At 39.1% G+C, this 16,286-nt stretch carries 14 protein-coding genes; 7 read left to right on the top strand and 7 right to left on the bottom strand.

Going from position 1 to position 16,286, the window contains the following annotated elements; all coding sequences use genetic code 11:
- The first annotated feature begins 6 nt into the window (after positions 1 to 6).
- Positions 7 to 222: a cold-shock protein gene (locus G3O08_RS11800; protein ID WP_163285579.1), complete on the top strand. Its 216-nt coding sequence runs from the start codon at positions 7 to 9 to the stop codon at positions 220 to 222.
- 662 nt (positions 223 to 884) lie between these two features.
- On the top strand, positions 885 to 1,886 hold the full coding sequence (locus G3O08_RS11795; protein ID WP_163285578.1) for a glucosamine inositolphosphorylceramide transferase family protein: 1,002 nt from the start codon (positions 885 to 887) through the stop codon (positions 1,884 to 1,886).
- Between the two features lie 483 nt (positions 1,887 to 2,369).
- On the opposite strand, the gene G3O08_RS11790 is transcribed toward G3O08_RS11795, so the two are convergent.
- The 5 genes from G3O08_RS11790 to G3O08_RS11770 all read right to left on the bottom strand — a co-directional run bounded on the left by G3O08_RS11790 (position 2,370) and on the right by G3O08_RS11770 (position 8,927).
- The gene (locus G3O08_RS11790; RefSeq protein WP_163285577.1) at positions 2,370 to 3,674 is read right to left on the bottom strand and encodes a S28 family serine protease; all 1,305 of its coding nucleotides are present in this window, start codon (positions 3,672 to 3,674) and stop codon (positions 2,370 to 2,372) included.
- A gap of 117 nt (positions 3,675 to 3,791) precedes the next feature.
- The gene (locus G3O08_RS11785; protein WP_163285576.1) at positions 3,792 to 6,182 is read right to left on the bottom strand and encodes a transglycosylase domain-containing protein; all 2,391 of its coding nucleotides are present in this window, start codon (positions 6,180 to 6,182) and stop codon (positions 3,792 to 3,794) included.
- Positions 6,183 to 6,401: 219 nt separating this feature from the next.
- A complete protein-coding gene (locus G3O08_RS11780; RefSeq protein WP_163285575.1) occupies positions 6,402 to 7,265 on the bottom strand; it encodes a M23 family metallopeptidase in 864 nt (287 codons plus the stop codon).
- Between the two features lie 644 nt (positions 7,266 to 7,909).
- Entirely contained in the window at positions 7,910 to 8,362 is a 453-nt protein-coding gene (locus G3O08_RS11775) for a hypothetical protein (protein WP_163285574.1), read from the bottom strand.
- A 61-nt stretch (positions 8,363 to 8,423) separates the two neighbouring features.
- On the bottom strand, positions 8,424 to 8,927 hold the full coding sequence (locus G3O08_RS11770; protein ID WP_163285573.1) for a hypothetical protein: 504 nt from the start codon (positions 8,925 to 8,927) through the stop codon (positions 8,424 to 8,426).
- A gap of 137 nt (positions 8,928 to 9,064) precedes the next feature.
- Here G3O08_RS11770 and G3O08_RS11765 point away from each other — a divergent pair, with 137 nt between their 5' ends.
- From G3O08_RS11765 to G3O08_RS11745, 5 genes are all read left to right on the top strand, one after another.
- Positions 9,065 to 9,778 (top strand): DUF4190 domain-containing protein, encoded by a 714-nt coding sequence (locus G3O08_RS11765; RefSeq protein WP_163285572.1) that lies wholly within the window; start codon positions 9,065 to 9,067, stop codon positions 9,776 to 9,778.
- Positions 9,779 to 9,869: 91 nt separating this feature from the next.
- The gene (ychF, locus tag G3O08_RS11760) at positions 9,870 to 10,967 is read left to right on the top strand and encodes a redox-regulated ATPase YchF (protein WP_163285571.1); all 1,098 of its coding nucleotides are present in this window, start codon (positions 9,870 to 9,872) and stop codon (positions 10,965 to 10,967) included.
- Positions 10,968 to 11,195: 228 nt separating this feature from the next.
- Positions 11,196 to 11,999: a hypothetical protein gene (locus G3O08_RS11755; RefSeq protein WP_163285570.1), complete on the top strand. Its 804-nt coding sequence runs from the start codon at positions 11,196 to 11,198 to the stop codon at positions 11,997 to 11,999.
- Positions 12,000 to 12,385: 386 nt separating this feature from the next.
- Positions 12,386 to 13,024, top strand: a complete 639-nt coding sequence (locus G3O08_RS11750; protein ID WP_317164063.1) for a trimeric intracellular cation channel family protein — start codon at positions 12,386 to 12,388, stop codon at positions 13,022 to 13,024.
- 103 nt (positions 13,025 to 13,127) lie between these two features.
- A complete protein-coding gene (locus G3O08_RS11745; protein WP_239541183.1) occupies positions 13,128 to 13,730 on the top strand; it encodes a hypothetical protein in 603 nt (200 codons plus the stop codon).
- 382 nt (positions 13,731 to 14,112) lie between these two features.
- On the opposite strand, the gene G3O08_RS11740 is transcribed toward G3O08_RS11745, so the two are convergent.
- The gene (locus G3O08_RS11740; RefSeq protein WP_163285568.1) at positions 14,113 to 14,988 is read right to left on the bottom strand and encodes a hypothetical protein; all 876 of its coding nucleotides are present in this window, start codon (positions 14,986 to 14,988) and stop codon (positions 14,113 to 14,115) included.
- Positions 14,989 to 15,025: 37 nt separating this feature from the next.
- Positions 15,026 to 15,952, bottom strand: coding sequence for a hypothetical protein (locus G3O08_RS11735; protein ID WP_163285567.1), 927 nt, complete (start codon positions 15,950 to 15,952; stop codon positions 15,026 to 15,028).
- Positions 15,953 to 16,286 lie beyond the last annotated feature (334 nt).

The following is a 16,286-nucleotide window of genomic DNA, read 5'->3' as shown; positions in this document are numbered from 1 at the left end:
AATCTGATGAGCGCAGATAAGGAGCTACGTAAAGGAAAAGTAAAGTTTTATATCGATGAAAAACTCTTTGGTTTTTTGAATGATCTTGAAACCGACCGCGAAATTTATATTCCTGTAGCCGGTTTGATTGATGAAATCAGAAAAAACGATATTGTGAGCTATCGGGAAGTAGACGGAACGAATGGCCCCGAAGCCATTGATGTGAAGATTACTAAATTGTAGCTGGTGGGTGTTTAGTTTTTGGTTTTTAGTTATTAGTGCTTGGTTTTTGAGAGGTGCATCTATCCGCTCCTTCGACCATCGAGAGTGGTATGTAAGTGGTATTTACCCCGCAAAGCGGGATCTAAAGACCTGCGGAATCAAGTCTAGTTTTTACTTATAGATTAGGTCACATCCGCTCCGCAGCGGTATCCACCCTGCGGAATCAAGTTAAGTTTGTACTTATAACTTCAAGTCACATCCGCTCCTCAGCTCCGCAGTGGTGTAATATTTGCTCGGCTGATTCTATGTAATCGTGGTAAAACGTTTAATTTTTATGGGTAATATGATAGGTTGTGGGGTTTATTTACGGAAAAGAACCATTGATTTCAGTCGCTATCTTGAATGCTGCGAAATAATGATATATGTCCGTGTTAAAAGCTATCCGCATGGACTTGTAGTGCGCAATTCAGTTCGATTTAGAAATTCAAATATGGGTAAAAATCAGATAAATGAGGTTGCAAATTTTTACTTACAGCGAATAATTTTTTTAATTAAATAACCATATTTATTCAGCTATTAGGGGTATAGCATTACAAGATTGAGGCTTTACAAAGATTCTTCTATACAACATAATTGCAATTGCTGCGATGGTTTCGATGTTGTAAAACAAATAATAAATAGGTATGAAAAAAGGTATTGTTATTTTTTGCTTCACACTTGCAGCCATCGTAATTATTATAATTAATAATAGAACTCCATTCTTTTTGCCAGCCACAGGGGCTTGGTCAATAGGCTGTAGCACTTATGACAGCATTCCAACTAAATTAAATATTGAAGGGAATCCTATTTTTTCAATTGAGAGATTGACAAACATGGAGGATAGTGCACTTTTTTTAGCCGATCCTTTTTTTATAATTCAAGGAGATACCACTTATATTTTCTTCGAATACCAAACCAATAAAGTTGGGGCTGATATTGCTGTTATGAAGTCAGCCGATGCGGTAAATTTTAAGTATGACCGTGTTGTTCTGGATGAACATTTTCATCTATCGTACCCTTCGGTTTTTAAACATCACAATTCATACTATATGCTTCCGGAAACAGGGGAGGCCGGCAACGTTTTACTTTATAAGTCCTACAATTTCCCATATGACTGGAGAGTATGCGATACCTTGATTAAAAACGTTGTTTTGTATGATCCCAGCATTTATCTTTCAGATTCACTAAATTTTCTAATCGCTTCTGACCCTCAATGGAATTTATATATGTACGAAGCTGATTCACTATTCGGAAAATGGTCAAAGCGTAAAAATGGAAGTCCGATAAGGTCGGGGACTGAAGCCCGGCCAGCGGGAAGAATTTTTGTAAATCAAGATGAACAAATAACAATTCCCCTGCAGAATAGAACCAAAGGGTATGGATACGGAGTATCGTTTTATCAGTTAAATTCGGATAAAGAAAACAATCTGGAATTAAATTTAACGAAGAAGTTTTTCCTTAAAGCGAAAGAAAATATAGATGAATTTTCAGGTGGGATGCATCATGTTGACATACAAAAATACAAAGGAAAGTATTTTATTGTTTATGATGGTACTTGTCTGGTAAAGGATGCAGATATGGAATTTAACTTGAAACTTCCCTTGAAGGCTTCATACACAGATATCAAAAATTATTTTTATCAGTGATTCAAAAAATAGGTTTTACAGCTACAAATAAGCACATTTATAGCGCGTATTTTTATTGCAAACTGTTAAATTGAGCAATAAAGTAGAAGCAGAAATACAATACCTGAAATAATCCCAGCTTAAACGCCCGCGAGGAAAATTCGATTTAACCGAAGATTTATCATGGCCTGTTCTATTTGTACGAAAAACATAATGGGGTAACAGACGGCGGAGCCAACAGATATTCTTTGGCAGCTAATCTAAGTTGTAATTAGATCGCTCCATTTAAGCCGACGACCTTGCTCCGCTCCGTTTCATTTTATTGCTTCCCCTACAGCAGCCCTGAGGCTGTAGAGCGAATTGTAGCGTAGAATAGGAAGTCAAATTTGACAGACCCCAAAGTTCCAAAACCTTTCGGGTCTGAGTGTACGCTCCGCGCTCCACAGCTGTAAATCGAAAAGCTTGGTTTAAAACCCGCGGCTTAACTTCATTCACACCACCAAATCACTTCTCAATATCAATATCCAACCACCTTTCTAAAGTAGAGATTAGCTTTTTCCGTTCAGCAGGAGACATATTTTGAATAAGCGCATTTCCATGGTGCTTTCCATTCATCAAAAACCATACTGCGTCCACTTGGTCTGACGGGGGCACGGCCGAAGCCGACCAGGTGTCTAAAGTACCATAAATGTGGATGATTTTATTGCCATGAGCAGGCAGCCAGGCGTTTATTTCATTCAGATAAGTATCATCAAAAGGCACTTTCATTTTGTTTGGCGTGAAGGCAGCGTAGAAATTTTTGTATGTAGGCAATTCCCTGATCAATCCTTTAAAATCACTTGTTTTAAACCCGTAATACCCCATTTCATTGGCTGATTGATAATAATGAGGAGCAAGTAGCGCTATTGATTCATCGCTAAAGAAGGTAATATTGCTGATAGAAAGAAAATACTCTAGAGCATCAAAATCAGAAATAGCTTCAGTTGGAATTTCTTCGCAGTTGTGGCCGTATTGCCAAAACGAAAACGAGAATTCCATTACCGCGAGTTCATAAGCTTTTTCAATAGAATTATATGTGAAATTTGTTTGATCTCCGAGAACATACGCCTTAACCAAAGGCATTATTTCATCTCGTCTTTTCAGCATATACTCCTGAAACGATCTTATTTTGGCTCTGCACTCCGGGCTTCCCACAGTGTCTAAAAAGTGATAGATCCGAGGTTCTTCGTAAGCGGTGTTTATCGGGCCAACATAGTTTACGCTTACGTCCACATCTTCTGGATATAAATAGCGGTAAAACAGGGTAGTGGCTCCGCCTTTGCTTCTTCCGCTAGCGAGCCATTTACTTTTGTAAATACGCTTAAACAGCGTATTAATATGATGCAAATCTGCCGTTAATTGACTAATTGTTAGGTAACTGTAATCAAGAGTATCGGGAAGGCTTTCGCCGAAAAAACGGTGTTCGATTAAGATTTGATTTCCATCAATGAGTTCTGTCAGTTCGTTTATTCTGTTTTTAGAACGTCCGTAGCCCTCAGTTATCATAACTGTTGGCCTGTCAAACCCTTTGTGCGAAAGAAATACCCGTTGAAAGAAATATCCTTTTGTTAAATCGGAATGATCAATGGGTTGTTTTATTTTAAGCTCATATGTACTCGTGAAGTTCTCTGCTGTTTCAATCTTGTTAAAAACCACATCAGGCAATTCGAATAGAAGTGTTTCAAGGTCAAATTCCTGGGCGACTAAACATTGAATTAATCCCAGCAAGAATACCAGAAAAAGCGCGGAGTTTCTAAAGAGTTTCTTCATAAATTAGTTTTTTATCAGCTACCGGTTCTGCATCTGGCAAAGTGCTCCGATAGTCATTTCCGAATTTAAGAATTTCTTTCGATTAAGATGTACTCCTACTAAATCACATGTCTTCTACTAATCCTTTTTCAGCTTGTCGAATAATTTTCTTATCCATCCTTCATCGTCTTCCTCTGCACCGGAACTTGAACTATCTCTTTTAGCCTTTATCTCACGTCTTTCTTGCTTACGATCATTGTCAAAAAGATTTTCGAGAAAGTTTTCTGTTCTACTTTCAATAAATAGCGGACAAAGCAAATCCAATTCCAGATCGATAGAATTTTCAGGAAACGACCGACCCAGAATATTTGGAACATCTTTATTTGTTTCCACATTTTTAAGCCATGTAGCAACAATAGGAAGTGCTGTAGCGGCACCCTGCCCCAAAGCTGTACTTCTAAACCTCACCACCGGCGATTGCCCACCAACCCATGCGCCGCAAACCACACGTGGCGATAAGGCCATAAACCAGCCGTCGGCATTGTTTTGAGTCGTACCCGTTTTTCCCCCAAGGGGCGTGCGTACATTAAATCGACTTCTGATAGAACGGGCGGTTCCGCTGTCAACAGCCATCTCTAACATGCTTCGCATTGCATGTGCCGTATAGAGGTCGAGTACCGGCTTGGCCTTTGCTTGTTTTGCTTCGTAAAGCACATCGCCATTCGCGGCTTTTATTCGTTTTATAAAAACAGGTTTGGTGCTTTTCCCTTCATTCCCGAACATGGTATAAGCTCTTACCATTTCAAAAAGCGAAATATCGGCAACGCCAAGGGCAATGGAAGGTCCTTTTGGCAAATAACTTTCTATTCCGGCTCTTGCAGCCAGTCTGCGCACAGGTTCGGGACCGGTTTGGCTTATTAGTCTCGCCGCTACCGTATTTACCGAGTAGGTTAATCCGCCCTTTACGGAATAATAGCCCCCATATTTCCCATCTGCATTCTCCGGTGACCAATCATCGTAATTAGAGAATATAAGTTGTTCATTATCGATATAATCGCACGGTTTTATTCCCGCTTCAAGTGCTGCCGTATAAACGAAAGGTTTGAAAGTAGAACCTACTTGCCGCTTTCCATAAACATGGTCGTAGGGAAAATATCCGAAATCAATACCGCCCACATAGGCGAGCACATCTCCCGTATGCGAGTCCATTGCGAGAAAACCTGTTTGGAGAATCATTTGATGATAAGCTACAGAATCCATTGGAGTCATTTCAACCGGTTTTAAACCGTCGTAAGAAAATACGAGAAGTTTAGTTTTCTGATTGAAGTTGGCTTTGATTTCAGCCTCAGTTTTTTTGGCTGCAGCCAATCGTTTGTAACGTTCAGATTTCTTGGCTTCATTCCAAATAAAATCCCTGTATTTCGCCCATGGTTCTTTTCCCTTCCAATGCTGGTCAAAACTCTCCTGAAGTTTTTTCATGTTTTGCCTCACCGATTTTTCAGCTTCGGCTTGAAGAATACTGTTAATGCTAATTTCTATGCGAAGCCCATCGGAGTATAGACTATAAGGTTCGTTGTTTTCTTTTTGAGTTTTGCTCAATATCTCATTCAGCTCGCCTTCTATCATTGCTCTAAGGTATGGTGCAGATCCAAATTGACCTTCCATTTTCTGATAGTCGAGCGTGAGCGGCTTTTCGAGTAATTCCTGGAGTTTATCGGGCTCTATATCTCCTTGTTGCGCCATAAGAGCGAGAACTGTATTTCTGCGTTCTTTCGATTTTTCGGGGTGCAGACGTGGGTTATAGCTCGTATTTGCCTTGAGCATACCAATTAATGTAGCCGCTTCTTCTGTAGAAAGTTGTTCCGGGTTTTTACCAAAAAAACGTTGGCCTGCCGCTTTTATACCGTACACGTTTTCGCCAAAGCTTACCGTATTTAAATACAGTGTTATGATTTCTTCCTTGTTGTAGGTTTCTTCCAGCTTAAGGGCAGTAATATTTTCCTTGAGCTTATTTACAGGCATCGAAAGAGCGCCATAATTTTGGCGTCCAAAAAGGTTTTTTACCAGCTGTTGCGAAATAGTGCTTCCACCACCCCCGGTGCGATCGCCCAGTATTGCTGTCTTAATAACAACACGTGGAATACTGTAAAAATCAATGCCTTCGTGCTCAAAAAAACGACTGTCCTCGGTGGCCACTAGCGCATTTATTACCACCTTGGGAATATCATCGTAGCTTACGCTACTGCGGTTTTGGACAAAATATTTACCCAGAACGACGCCATCAGATGAAAACACTTCACTTGCATTGTCGTTTTTTATGTCTTTTAAATCTTCTGCCGTAGGCAGTTTACCAAAAAGTCCGATATAAACAGATCCAAATAGCGCAAAGAGCAATACAGCTCCCAAAATAATGGCATAAATTGACAGTCTGACGATCTTTTTCCAGATGGGTTTTTGCTGTTTTTTCTTTTTCGGATTAGATTTCTTTTTGGAAACAGATTTCTTAGAAGTGGATTTCTTGGAGGCCATTTAAAGGCTAACTATTTTGTAAAGGTTAAAATTGTGATGGATTGATAAGATAAAAAAGCTTTCAAAGGTAATTGAATGATTTCGAAAACATGATCATATTTTATTTGCATAAATGAATTTTCAAGAATAATGAAGCTCATAAAAAAAATTGCCTCTTCGAGAAGAGGCAATTAAATTCAAATATCATTACTAAAAAGCTGCTTATACTTTTTTTAAGTTCTAATTATACCTCAGGGTGCGACCAACACGTAAGGTTGTGTTTGACCGTATTCCATTTAACTTACAGAGCGCACTCACCGTGGTGCCCTGCTTACGCGCTATTCCCGAAAGGGTATCGCCACTTCGAATGGTGTAATATTTTGTTTTTCTGATCTCTTTGAGATAAGCAAAATGCTGCTTATTCAGCAAAAGATCGTTGCTTAGCAATTCTCCGGTTTCCCAGTCAATGATGTCGTTTGGATTAATAGGCTCGCCTTTATACCGCACTTCAAAATGCAAGTGGCTTCCGGTGCTGCGACCCGTATTACCGCCAAGGCCTACAATATCACCGGCATCAAGCCAGTCGCCTTCGCGCACTTTTAATTCTGATAAATGAGCATAAAGAGTTTCCAGACCGTTAGGGTGGCGGACCACCACAACCTTTCCGTAATCACCGTCGTAATGAGCTACCCGCACCACGCCTTCAAAGGCAGAACTAATCGGGTCGCCTACATACACTTTAATATCTACACCGTAATGATGGCGGTAGCGTCGAGCACCGAAATCTGATGTTTTACGACCTATAAATGGAGCCACAAAGCTACACGAATCGAAAGCCAGCGGAATAAATACCGTGTCTTTCATATTTGTGAGATTATAAGAATAGGGATGAACTCGTTTTGAATTCCAGGAGCAATATGTATCGTATGCAGGAATGTAAGATAGGGAGTCGTTTATATCCCAGAGATTTGCTTTACCATCAGTTTCAGCAACAACTTTTTCGAATTCGTAGATGTTTGCAAGATGGGTTTCTGAGATCAGTTCTTGAGCTGAAAGGCTAAAAGAGAGCATTGTAAAAATGCATACGGAAATAAATGGCTTCATAAATATGGTTTCAAAATTACAAACATAGTCTTGCAGGACTCATGTTGTTAGCGCCGAAAATATAAATTCCAACAACCAACTTTTAATATGTGTACCCTGAAAAAACTCTATTTAACAGACTTTATTGTTTCCTTACGGCAAATAGCCTTTTGGAGTTTCGTTACACTTGAATTGGGGCAGCATTTTATTTCCGAGATCGTTTTACTATGTAAAAACCTGAGTTCAACTATTATTAGGGAATTTAGATTTTCATAAATTTCAATAGACAAGGCGTCTTTATAAAGATATAGCGGGCTATATCGAGTGAAGACAACGATGGATGTTGGAATTAAGGGGAAAGAATTTTACATTCCACCTCTGCACAGCGATTTTCTGCCTAAAAATGTCTTGCAACTAAGCGCAGCGTTCTCTTTATAGCCTTTGAAAATAAACACTTCTAAAAATAGCCCGCTATTGCTTCGCTATTTTAGTTGAAACTCACAACTGAGCGAAGCGACATCACGACCAACGGGAGCCCGAAGGGTGAGAGAAACGAATAATTTACAGACGGTTTGAATCCTAAAGAATAATCGACTCAGGTTAAAGAACTAAAACAAAAAACCCGACATATGCCGGGTTTTGAAATTTTTAATAAAAGCGGTAAATTACTTTTTCTTATCGCTGCAAGATTTTTTCTCGGCCGATCCGGCACAGCAACCTTTACCTGATGTAGCATCGGCTTTTGCCTTGCCCATTTCGCAGGTCATTTTGCATTCTTCCATTAGTTTTTCTGCTTTTTTAGCAGGAATAACTTCTAGAAGTGCTGCATAATAAGCTTCGTGTTGCTTATCCATACTTGCAGTTTCTTTTCTAGAGGCTGCATCTTGTTTTGCACTGGCTTTCACGTCAGGACCGCAATATTTTTGTTGTATAGCCCAAACCTTATCGGCCTCAGCATCAGTAAGAGCAAGCGATTTCTGAATTTCTTCCTTACCCATAGTTTTGGTAACTGATTCGCTCTTGGTTGCAGAAACATCAGGTGCAGCTTTCATTGAGCCACTTTGAGCCATCACTGTAGTGCCGGCGAATAATAGGAATGCTAAAAAAATGTTTTTCATAATTTGATTAATTAGTTATTGTTGCCAAAGATGATGAAAAAAAACTGAATGATGCTCAAAATTATTCACTCTCTCTGATTCTGGTACGGGTTTGTTCAGGTTTGTCCTCAATATCTCGTAAGTGCTTTCTATTGTTTCTTTCATTCATTAATAACTGATGAACTTTTGAGGCGGGAAGAATTTCCAGAAATTGATTGTAGTATGATTCATCAAGTTTTATGCGCTCACGCTGCATTTCCAGGCCAGCTCGATATGCGCTCTCGTAATCTGCATCACTCATCTTTTCACTACCTGATTTAATACGTTTCATACTTTTTCCCTTTTTCTCCATTAGGTTCTTTTTAGCTGATTTGTATTCTGTGTATTTCAACCAGACTCTCTCAGCTTCTTCCTTCGAAAGAGATAAACCTTTAGCGAGCTCTTCGGCATTAGCAAACTCTTGTGGTTGGTCGGGAGCTATCGTTTCGGCCGTTCTGGATTGCTGAACACTGGAATTACCCTTATTGGTCTGGGCATTAGCTACTGTGGCTGCTCCAAATAGCAGTATTAAAAATAGGTGCTTCATTTTTATTGTTTTTAAGATTTCGGTTAATTGGATGTAATAATGAGCAAGAGGTTTAATTCTGAAGGTGAGAATTTAATAATTTCTCTTTCTATTAACATAAGTTGTGTACCTTGGTCACCGAAATTGAAATCCTTGAGATGATGAAAACTTCTATTTTAATATCTAATCTATTAAATATCAGGCTTCTATTTTTTGCTTTGATAAGCCTCATACTTTTTTCCTGTAAATCGGGTGAAACTATCGCCGATAAGGGCATTATTCAAAAACGAAAATATCAAAAAGGCTATCATGTAAATATAAAGAGTCCTTTTGACTCAAATAATAATTCAGTCCATATTGAAAAGACTTCAGAAGAAACCTTTACCGCTTCACTAAGGGCAAGCTTACCATCAAAATCAATTGAGCCTGTATTGGCAAAGCCGGTTGCCAAAGAGTCGAAATTAAAAGCTGAAAGTATCGACGTAAAACGTCCGAAAAAAACAAAAGCTGATAATACACTTGCGAATGAGTATGTTAAAGAGGCATCTGCATCTTTAGATAAGTCGGTTTTATTGAAATCTGAAAAGAATTTTTATTCCAATAAAAACCAAATTCAGAATCAACCCCAGGATTATTATTCTGCCAGGCGATTAAGCACTGTATCGCTATTGAGTTTTATTTTTGGAGTTCTTTCGTTATTTATTCTTGGAATACCCTTTGGAATTGCTGCAGTGGTTTTAGGGATAATCGGTATTGTGCAAGTGGAGAAAAATAGAGATATTTATAAAGGTCAGGGGTTTGCAATAGCCGGACTTATTATCGGATTAATCTCTGTTGTAATCTTATTAGCTGTACTTTCTGCGGCAGCTTAATAATACGATAGTTGCCTAATTTGCAATCCATTGTTATAAAAGCATAGAACTAATCACAAGTCTTTGTACTTTTGCGCCCAAATTCATATAAATGGCTTTAAAGTGTGGTATTGTTGGTTTGCCAAATGTTGGAAAATCAACACTTTTTAATTGTCTTTCAAATGCGAAGGCGCAATCGGCAAATTTTCCGTTTTGTACTATCGAACCAAATGTAGGTACGATAACAGTCCCTGATGAGCGACTCAATAAGTTGAGCGAACTGGTTCATCCTGAACGGGTACTACCCACCACCATTGAAATTGTGGATATTGCCGGGCTGGTAAAAGGCGCAAGCAAAGGTGAGGGTCTTGGAAATAAATTTCTAGGAAATATTCGTGAAACTGATGCTATAATTCACGTTTTGCGTTGCTTTGATGACGATAATATAGTCCATGTTGATGGAAGTGTTGACCCTGTACGCGACAAGGAAATCATAGATATCGAACTTCAGCTGAAAGATCTGGAAACAGTTGACAAACGATTAATTGCAGCAGGAAAATCTGCCCGTTCGGGAGATAAAAACATTCTAAGCATGGTGTCAATTCTCGAACGCTATAAAAAAGCGCTTGAATCTGCACTCTCTGCGCGTACCGTTGAGCTTAATGAGGCTGAAAAACTTCTCGCCCGCGACTTGCAATTGCTTACCAATAAGCCTATTATGTATGTTTGCAATGTGGATGAAGATTCGGTAAAAACCGGAAATAAATACGTAGATGCGGTGCGTAAATCTGTAGCTGATGAAAATGCGGAAGTCTTAGTAATAGGGGCCGCAATAGAAGCCGACATTGCTGAATTGGAAACCTATGAAGAGCGTCAGGAATTTTTAGGAGATTTGGGTCTGGAAGAAGCTGGTGTAGCAAAGCTTATTAAGGCTGCTTATAAACTATTGAATCTATACACCTATTTTACTGCAGGAGTAAAGGAAGTGCGCGCCTGGACGATAAAATCCGGATTTACAGCTCCACAGGCAGCAGGCGTAATCCACTCCGATTTTGAAAAAGGTTTTATTCGCGCCGAAGTGATAAAATACGATGATTATATCAAGCATGGATCTGAAGCGGCGGTAAAAGATGCTGGTAAACTCGGGGTAGAAGGGAAGGAATACGTTGTAGAAGACGGCGATGTTATGCATTTTCGATTTAATGTGTAAGTACTAAGTTTTTAGTTTTTAGTTCTTGGTTTTTTGTTCTTGGATTGATGTTATAATAGGGAATTAAGAGCTAAGTATCGCCTTTTCTCAAGCGTTTTGACATCAAAACAAGAATAGCTTGATTTGATAGTTTATAGATTAAAACATAAGGTAAGCCTGCAGTAGAGAAATATAATTTTCATTTGTATAATGAATTCATTTACAATACAAATCCAATAAAACCCCTCGATGATTCGTAAAATCCTACTCCCTTTTTCTATCGTTTTTTTTAATGCTATTGCCTTTGCACAGGGGCCTGTTGACGGGTTTTATAAGGGAAAAGGCAATGCCGAAATAGGTATTGGAGGAGGAGCATCTTTGAATAAGAATTTCTATGCTGGCACCGATCTTATTGCCCTGAAGCGGAATATCGTTAACGTCAGCATTTTTGCAGGTGTAGGACTTACAGAAAATCTGGACGTCTATGCAAGTCTTCCATTTCTCGCAATTAACGATGAAAAATCTCTGCAAGATGCAAGCGTTTATTTAAAATACAGACTACTTAACCGCAAGCTATCCGGCGGAAGCCTTCAACTTAGCTTGGCCGCCGGTTTTTCTTCAAATCTGGTTGATTATCAAACTGAAGGAGGAAGCGCACTGGGTCAACAAGCCAAAGTGATAGACATTAGACCTGTTTTGCATTTTGCATCAAATAGTGGCTGGTTTTACACATTGCAAGGCGCTTATCTTTACAAGTTTAGCCCCGTACCCGAAGCTATGAATGCCGGATTGAAAATAGGGAAGGCCACTTCAAATTACTACTTCGATTTATGGTACGCCTACCAATATTCCTTTGGTGGACTTGATTATCGCGGAGATCCTGCGCCGGCAACTTTTAGAGAGCTTGGTGTGGATTACAATCAAATAGGAGGAACGTATTATAGACCATTTACAGATAAGCTAGGTGGATATATTGGGGCTTCTTATTCTTTTGCCGGTCGAAATACAGTTAATGGATATGGATTCAATCTGGGTATGACATTTAAGTTCTGAAATTGCAGTTTGCAGGTGAGCCGAGCTATTGAGTATTTAGTATTTAGTATTGAGTATTTAGTATTTAGTATTGAGTATTTAGTATTGAGTATTGAGTATTGAGTATTCTGTATCTCAAAGTACCATGCCTATTGCCGCCCTTGTGCATTCCTCTCGGCGAAAAGCCTCGTCGGATGCAGGAAAGGGAGTTTACCTCACGGTAGAATAAAAATTAGAATCTAATTGGAAGGATTTGAGTAGTAATTAAGATCGTTATTGCCAATTGCAAATTGCAAATTCCCCTTGCCCATTGCCCATTGCCCATTGCCCATTGCCAATTGCCAATTGCCAGTTGCCTATTGCCAGTTGCCTATTGCCAGTTGCCTATTGCAAATTCCCCTTGCCAATTGCAAATTGAACTTCTACCTTCGCGCCCCATGGATATCGTGTACATATTAGACATAATAGGTGTGTTTGTATTTGCTACAAGTGGCGTGCTCACAGCCATCGACAATAAGTTTGATTTGGTGGGTTCTGCAGTTATTGGTTTCATTACAGCGCTCGGTGGGGGTACACTTAGAGATATTATGATAGGCCAAACGCCGGTTGGGTGGATGTACGATGTAAATTATCTATGGACTATCCTTGCAGCGCTTATTTTATCATACCTTTTCAGGAAACGAATAGTAAAGTTGCGCAGAAGTTTGTTTGTTTTTGACACGATCGGTATTGGTCTTTTTACAATTCTCGGCCTTCAGCGCACGCTCGCTACCGGTCTCGATCCTGCAATTGCTCTTATTATGGGAATGGTTAGTGCTGTGTTTGGTGGCGTATTACGCGATGTTTTAACCAATGAAATTCCGCTTATTTTTAGAAGAGAAATTTATGCTACAGCTTGTCTCGCGGGGGGATTGGTGTTTTTGCTTCTCACCAAATTTTATGACCATGAATTACTCGCCATGGCAATATCTATGGGTACTGTGTTTATTATCCGATACATGGCTGTACGCTACAACTGGTCGCTTAATTTAAGAGCACGCAATTAAGCTCCAATAAATTGAGTTCCCAAAAATCTGCATTACCTGTCTTCTAAAAGATTCATTACGTATGCTTATCTTTCGTGATTTATAAACGAAAAAATCGGAAGTTATGTTGAATAAGGTATTTTTAAGTTTGTGTGTAAGTACATTTTTCATTTCTGTATCAGCTCAGGATTCTACCAAAGAAGTTAAAATCCCTTCCAAAGAGGCTCAAGTCAGAACTGCGTTATACGCAGCTCCTGACGATAAAAAAGAGGGAGCCATGATTTATGGTTACGATCAGGACGGAGGTCTTATTGTTTTGCGCCCTGGAACAAATGAACTTATTTGCTTATCAGACAATCCGAATAAAAGTGGAATAAGTGCGGCTTGCTATTACAAGGAACTTGAACCTTTTATGGCGCGGGGCAGAGAACTAACAGCTCAGGGGAAATCAACTACCGAAACACGTGAAATACGCAGTGAAGAGATAAAAGCCGGAAAAATTAAAATGCCGGAAGCCGGAATGCTTTTTGTCTATTCTGCCAAAGAGGAAGATCACAATTCAAACACCGGAGACATAACTGAAGGCGATCTGAGGTATGTTATTTACATGCCATTTGCCACACCCGAATCTACGGGAATATCAGACAAGCCATCTGTGGCCGGAATGCCTTGGCTTATGGATCCCGGTACGCCTAGAGCGCATATAATGATTACACCGGCTAAATAATATTGATATGACACGCTTCATAATAACTGCATTACGTATTCCGCAGCAGCGCAACTTACGAAGCGAAGCGATATAACCGAGTTGCTTGCCCGGCATCATAAGCCATGTTGTATTTAGTTTGTAAGATGGTGTTACAACAAAAGCGGTTTATGAATCAATGCTGTTGGCTTGTGAGTTTATATTTGGGTTGTTCTGATTATGAGATTGCGGATAGAGTGAGTTTTTGCACGGGTATCATGAGGGTTTTGTTTAAGACCGTTAACAATCGAGTAAGTAATTTACAAAGTGCCTAAAGGAATTCCTTTTTTGTTGTGAAATAGAGTAAAAAAAGAGGCTGTTCAAATGAACAGCCTCAAGAAATTATTACTACTTTTTATTCTTCTTAGAAATATATATTGATGTTAAATGTTCCAAGTTGCGCTGTTTGAAAGCCCGTATTCGTAGGCGTTAATTTTGTTTCACCTGAATACACCTGGTCTAATTTATATGTTTCAATAATTCCAGTCTCCTCGGTAGTAAAACTTCCAAAGAAGAAAAGATTATATTCTACACCCATCGAAATATTTTTAGTAATAAAGAAATCGGCTCCGGCGTAAAGACCTCCACCATAGCGAATTACATTCCCGCCAGTGGTTTCCAAAGTTCTATGCGTTGGATTTTGAACCATGTCGGTCACAAAGTTATAAGTCGTTGGAGTTTGGTTAGTTGCGCTCATGGCATTGCCATAAGTATATGATGAACTATTGTAGATAAATGCTCCAAAAACTTCAGCTCCACCATAGCCTTGCATTCTCCACAAGTTCTTTCTTCGCTCTAATCCTATTCCTAGCTCAACCTGACTGTTCCTTTGTTTATATTCATCAACTGTCTTATCGTAAGTTAATGGGTCGTCATTTAATGGATTGTCCATATTGGCAACATCATCATATACAAAAACACGTGAAGTTGTATTGTTTACGCCAAGTCCGAGACGTAGCCTAATCGCCATATCATCTGTTAAGAAATATCTCCCATATATCGTAGGGCGCACTGATACAGAGGTCGTTGACGGCTCAACCAAGCTATTGTTAGGAAAGTTAGACTCGCCATTAGCGCTAAAGCTATTTCCAATAAATTGAATGACATTAGACATATCTAAGCCTAAAGAAAAATCGCCTGCTTCGGGAAACAACTGCGAATAATCTGTTTTGTCGTCCTGACCAAATACCATTGGTGACGCCAGGAAAAGAGACACACTTATTATTATAAACTTTTTCATCTTTTATATTATTTATATTTTAGTACAAAAAAGTTAATTATTCTACCTCTTGTAGAAAGGTGTCCTGCGAATATTGATAATCTTTATTTGTGTAATTAATAAAGTACAGATTATCAACAATGTTCAAATTATAGATGTACAAATAGTTCTCATCAAGAATTTCATTTTCGAATTGAAGGATTTCTGTACTACTCACCTCTATGGAAGCAGTTCCATTTTGAACCAGTGGCACATCTATTTGATAATTTCCGTTAGCAGTTGTAGTTACAGTTTTGGTTTGCTGGAACTCTTTATCTCCAAACTCATTTAAAGAAACTATAGTAACAAGTAGATTTGTTCCTTCAGGAATTGGTGCGTAGATTAAGGTATCCGGTTGATTCACACCTTCTCTAAGCTTAATTTCGTAAGTAAGATTACCTGCATAGGTGATAGATGTTGAAGGTGTAAAACTTCCTGCATTGGGATCTGTAGAAGTAACCATGTATTCTAAAGATCCTAAATCAATAAGCTCTTGAGAATTACCTGATCCCAAACCAGAAATAGTTTTATCTGCAAGCTCGAAATGAGATGTGTTTTCAGAAACTTCAGTTAGTCCAATTTCTTCAAGAACTGTAGCGGTGAAGCTTTCAAAAGAAATTCTGGCATTAATTCCGCTCGATACAACAGGCACTTGAATTGAGAATTTACCATTCTCATCAGTTTGGGTTGTTACAAAGTGCTTTCCACCAGAGGAATTGTTCGGATTATAATCTGAAAGCGGAATAGCTACGGTTACTTTTAAATCCGCTGGCGCCATTTCTAGATTGCTGTTTGTTTTGTCTAATTGAGCATACATATCACCTTTAATGGTTACGGTGCGTAGCGATGATAATTCAAGTGGTTCAGAAACGTCATACTTCTCACATGACGTAAATGCAAAAGCTAGCATTAATGCTGCTACTGCAGAGAAAGTTACTTTTTTCATAAGGTTTTTAGTTAGATTTCGGCAAAGATATTGATATGTTTTAATTTTGCATATTTATTTTATGTTTAGATTTGGTTTACGATTTCGGTAAATGCAGCCTTCATATCGCTGCTACATTTATTCGCTACGGTCATCCGTACGGAGTCCTTTCAGTAAAGAGAACACACCAAAAGTACGGGGTAAACCTCGCTATGATAGCCTACCGCTCATCAACCCCTAAGGAATCACTCAGTGTGCAGACTCCCATTGGTCGTAAGTCTAGAAACTTTCAAGTCTAAAGTTTATCTACCCAAGCAATCGGTGGAGCAAACTTCTGATAAAGCACCCAATAACG

Source organism: Cryomorpha ignava, from assembly GCF_010686655.1.
GTDB classification, from domain to species: domain Bacteria; phylum Bacteroidota; class Bacteroidia; order Flavobacteriales_D; family Cryomorphaceae; genus Cryomorpha; species Cryomorpha ignava.
This window is presented reverse-complemented; position numbering and strand designations above follow the sequence as displayed.

Coding starts and splice junctions, on each gene's coding strand:
- G3O08_RS11735 (WP_163285567.1), bottom strand. CDS start 15,952: ATGAAAAAAGTAACTTTCTCTGCAGTAGCAGCATTAATGCTAGCTTTT.
- G3O08_RS11745 (WP_239541183.1), top strand. CDS start 13,128: ATGTTGAATAAGGTATTTTTAAGTTTGTGTGTAAGTACATTTTTCATT.
- ychF (WP_163285571.1), top strand. CDS start 9,870: ATGGCTTTAAAGTGTGGTATTGTTGGTTTGCCAAATGTTGGAAAATCA.
- G3O08_RS11795 (WP_163285578.1), top strand. CDS start 885: ATGAAAAAAGGTATTGTTATTTTTTGCTTCACACTTGCAGCCATCGTA.
- G3O08_RS11765 (WP_163285572.1), top strand. CDS start 9,065: ATGATGAAAACTTCTATTTTAATATCTAATCTATTAAATATCAGGCTT.
- G3O08_RS11780 (WP_163285575.1), bottom strand. CDS start 7,265: ATGAAGCCATTTATTTCCGTATGCATTTTTACAATGCTCTCTTTTAGC.
- G3O08_RS11800 (WP_163285579.1), top strand. CDS start 7: ATGAGCGCAGATAAGGAGCTACGTAAAGGAAAAGTAAAGTTTTATATC.
- G3O08_RS11790 (WP_163285577.1), bottom strand. CDS start 3,674: ATGAAGAAACTCTTTAGAAACTCCGCGCTTTTTCTGGTATTCTTGCTG.
- G3O08_RS11740 (WP_163285568.1), bottom strand. CDS start 14,988: ATGAAAAAGTTTATAATAATAAGTGTGTCTCTTTTCCTGGCGTCACCA.
- G3O08_RS11755 (WP_163285570.1), top strand. CDS start 11,196: ATGATTCGTAAAATCCTACTCCCTTTTTCTATCGTTTTTTTTAATGCT.
- G3O08_RS11785 (WP_163285576.1), bottom strand. CDS start 6,182: ATGGCCTCCAAGAAATCCACTTCTAAGAAATCTGTTTCCAAAAAGAAA.
- G3O08_RS11770 (WP_163285573.1), bottom strand. CDS start 8,927: ATGAAGCACCTATTTTTAATACTGCTATTTGGAGCAGCCACAGTAGCT.
- G3O08_RS11775 (WP_163285574.1), bottom strand. CDS start 8,362: ATGAAAAACATTTTTTTAGCATTCCTATTATTCGCCGGCACTACAGTG.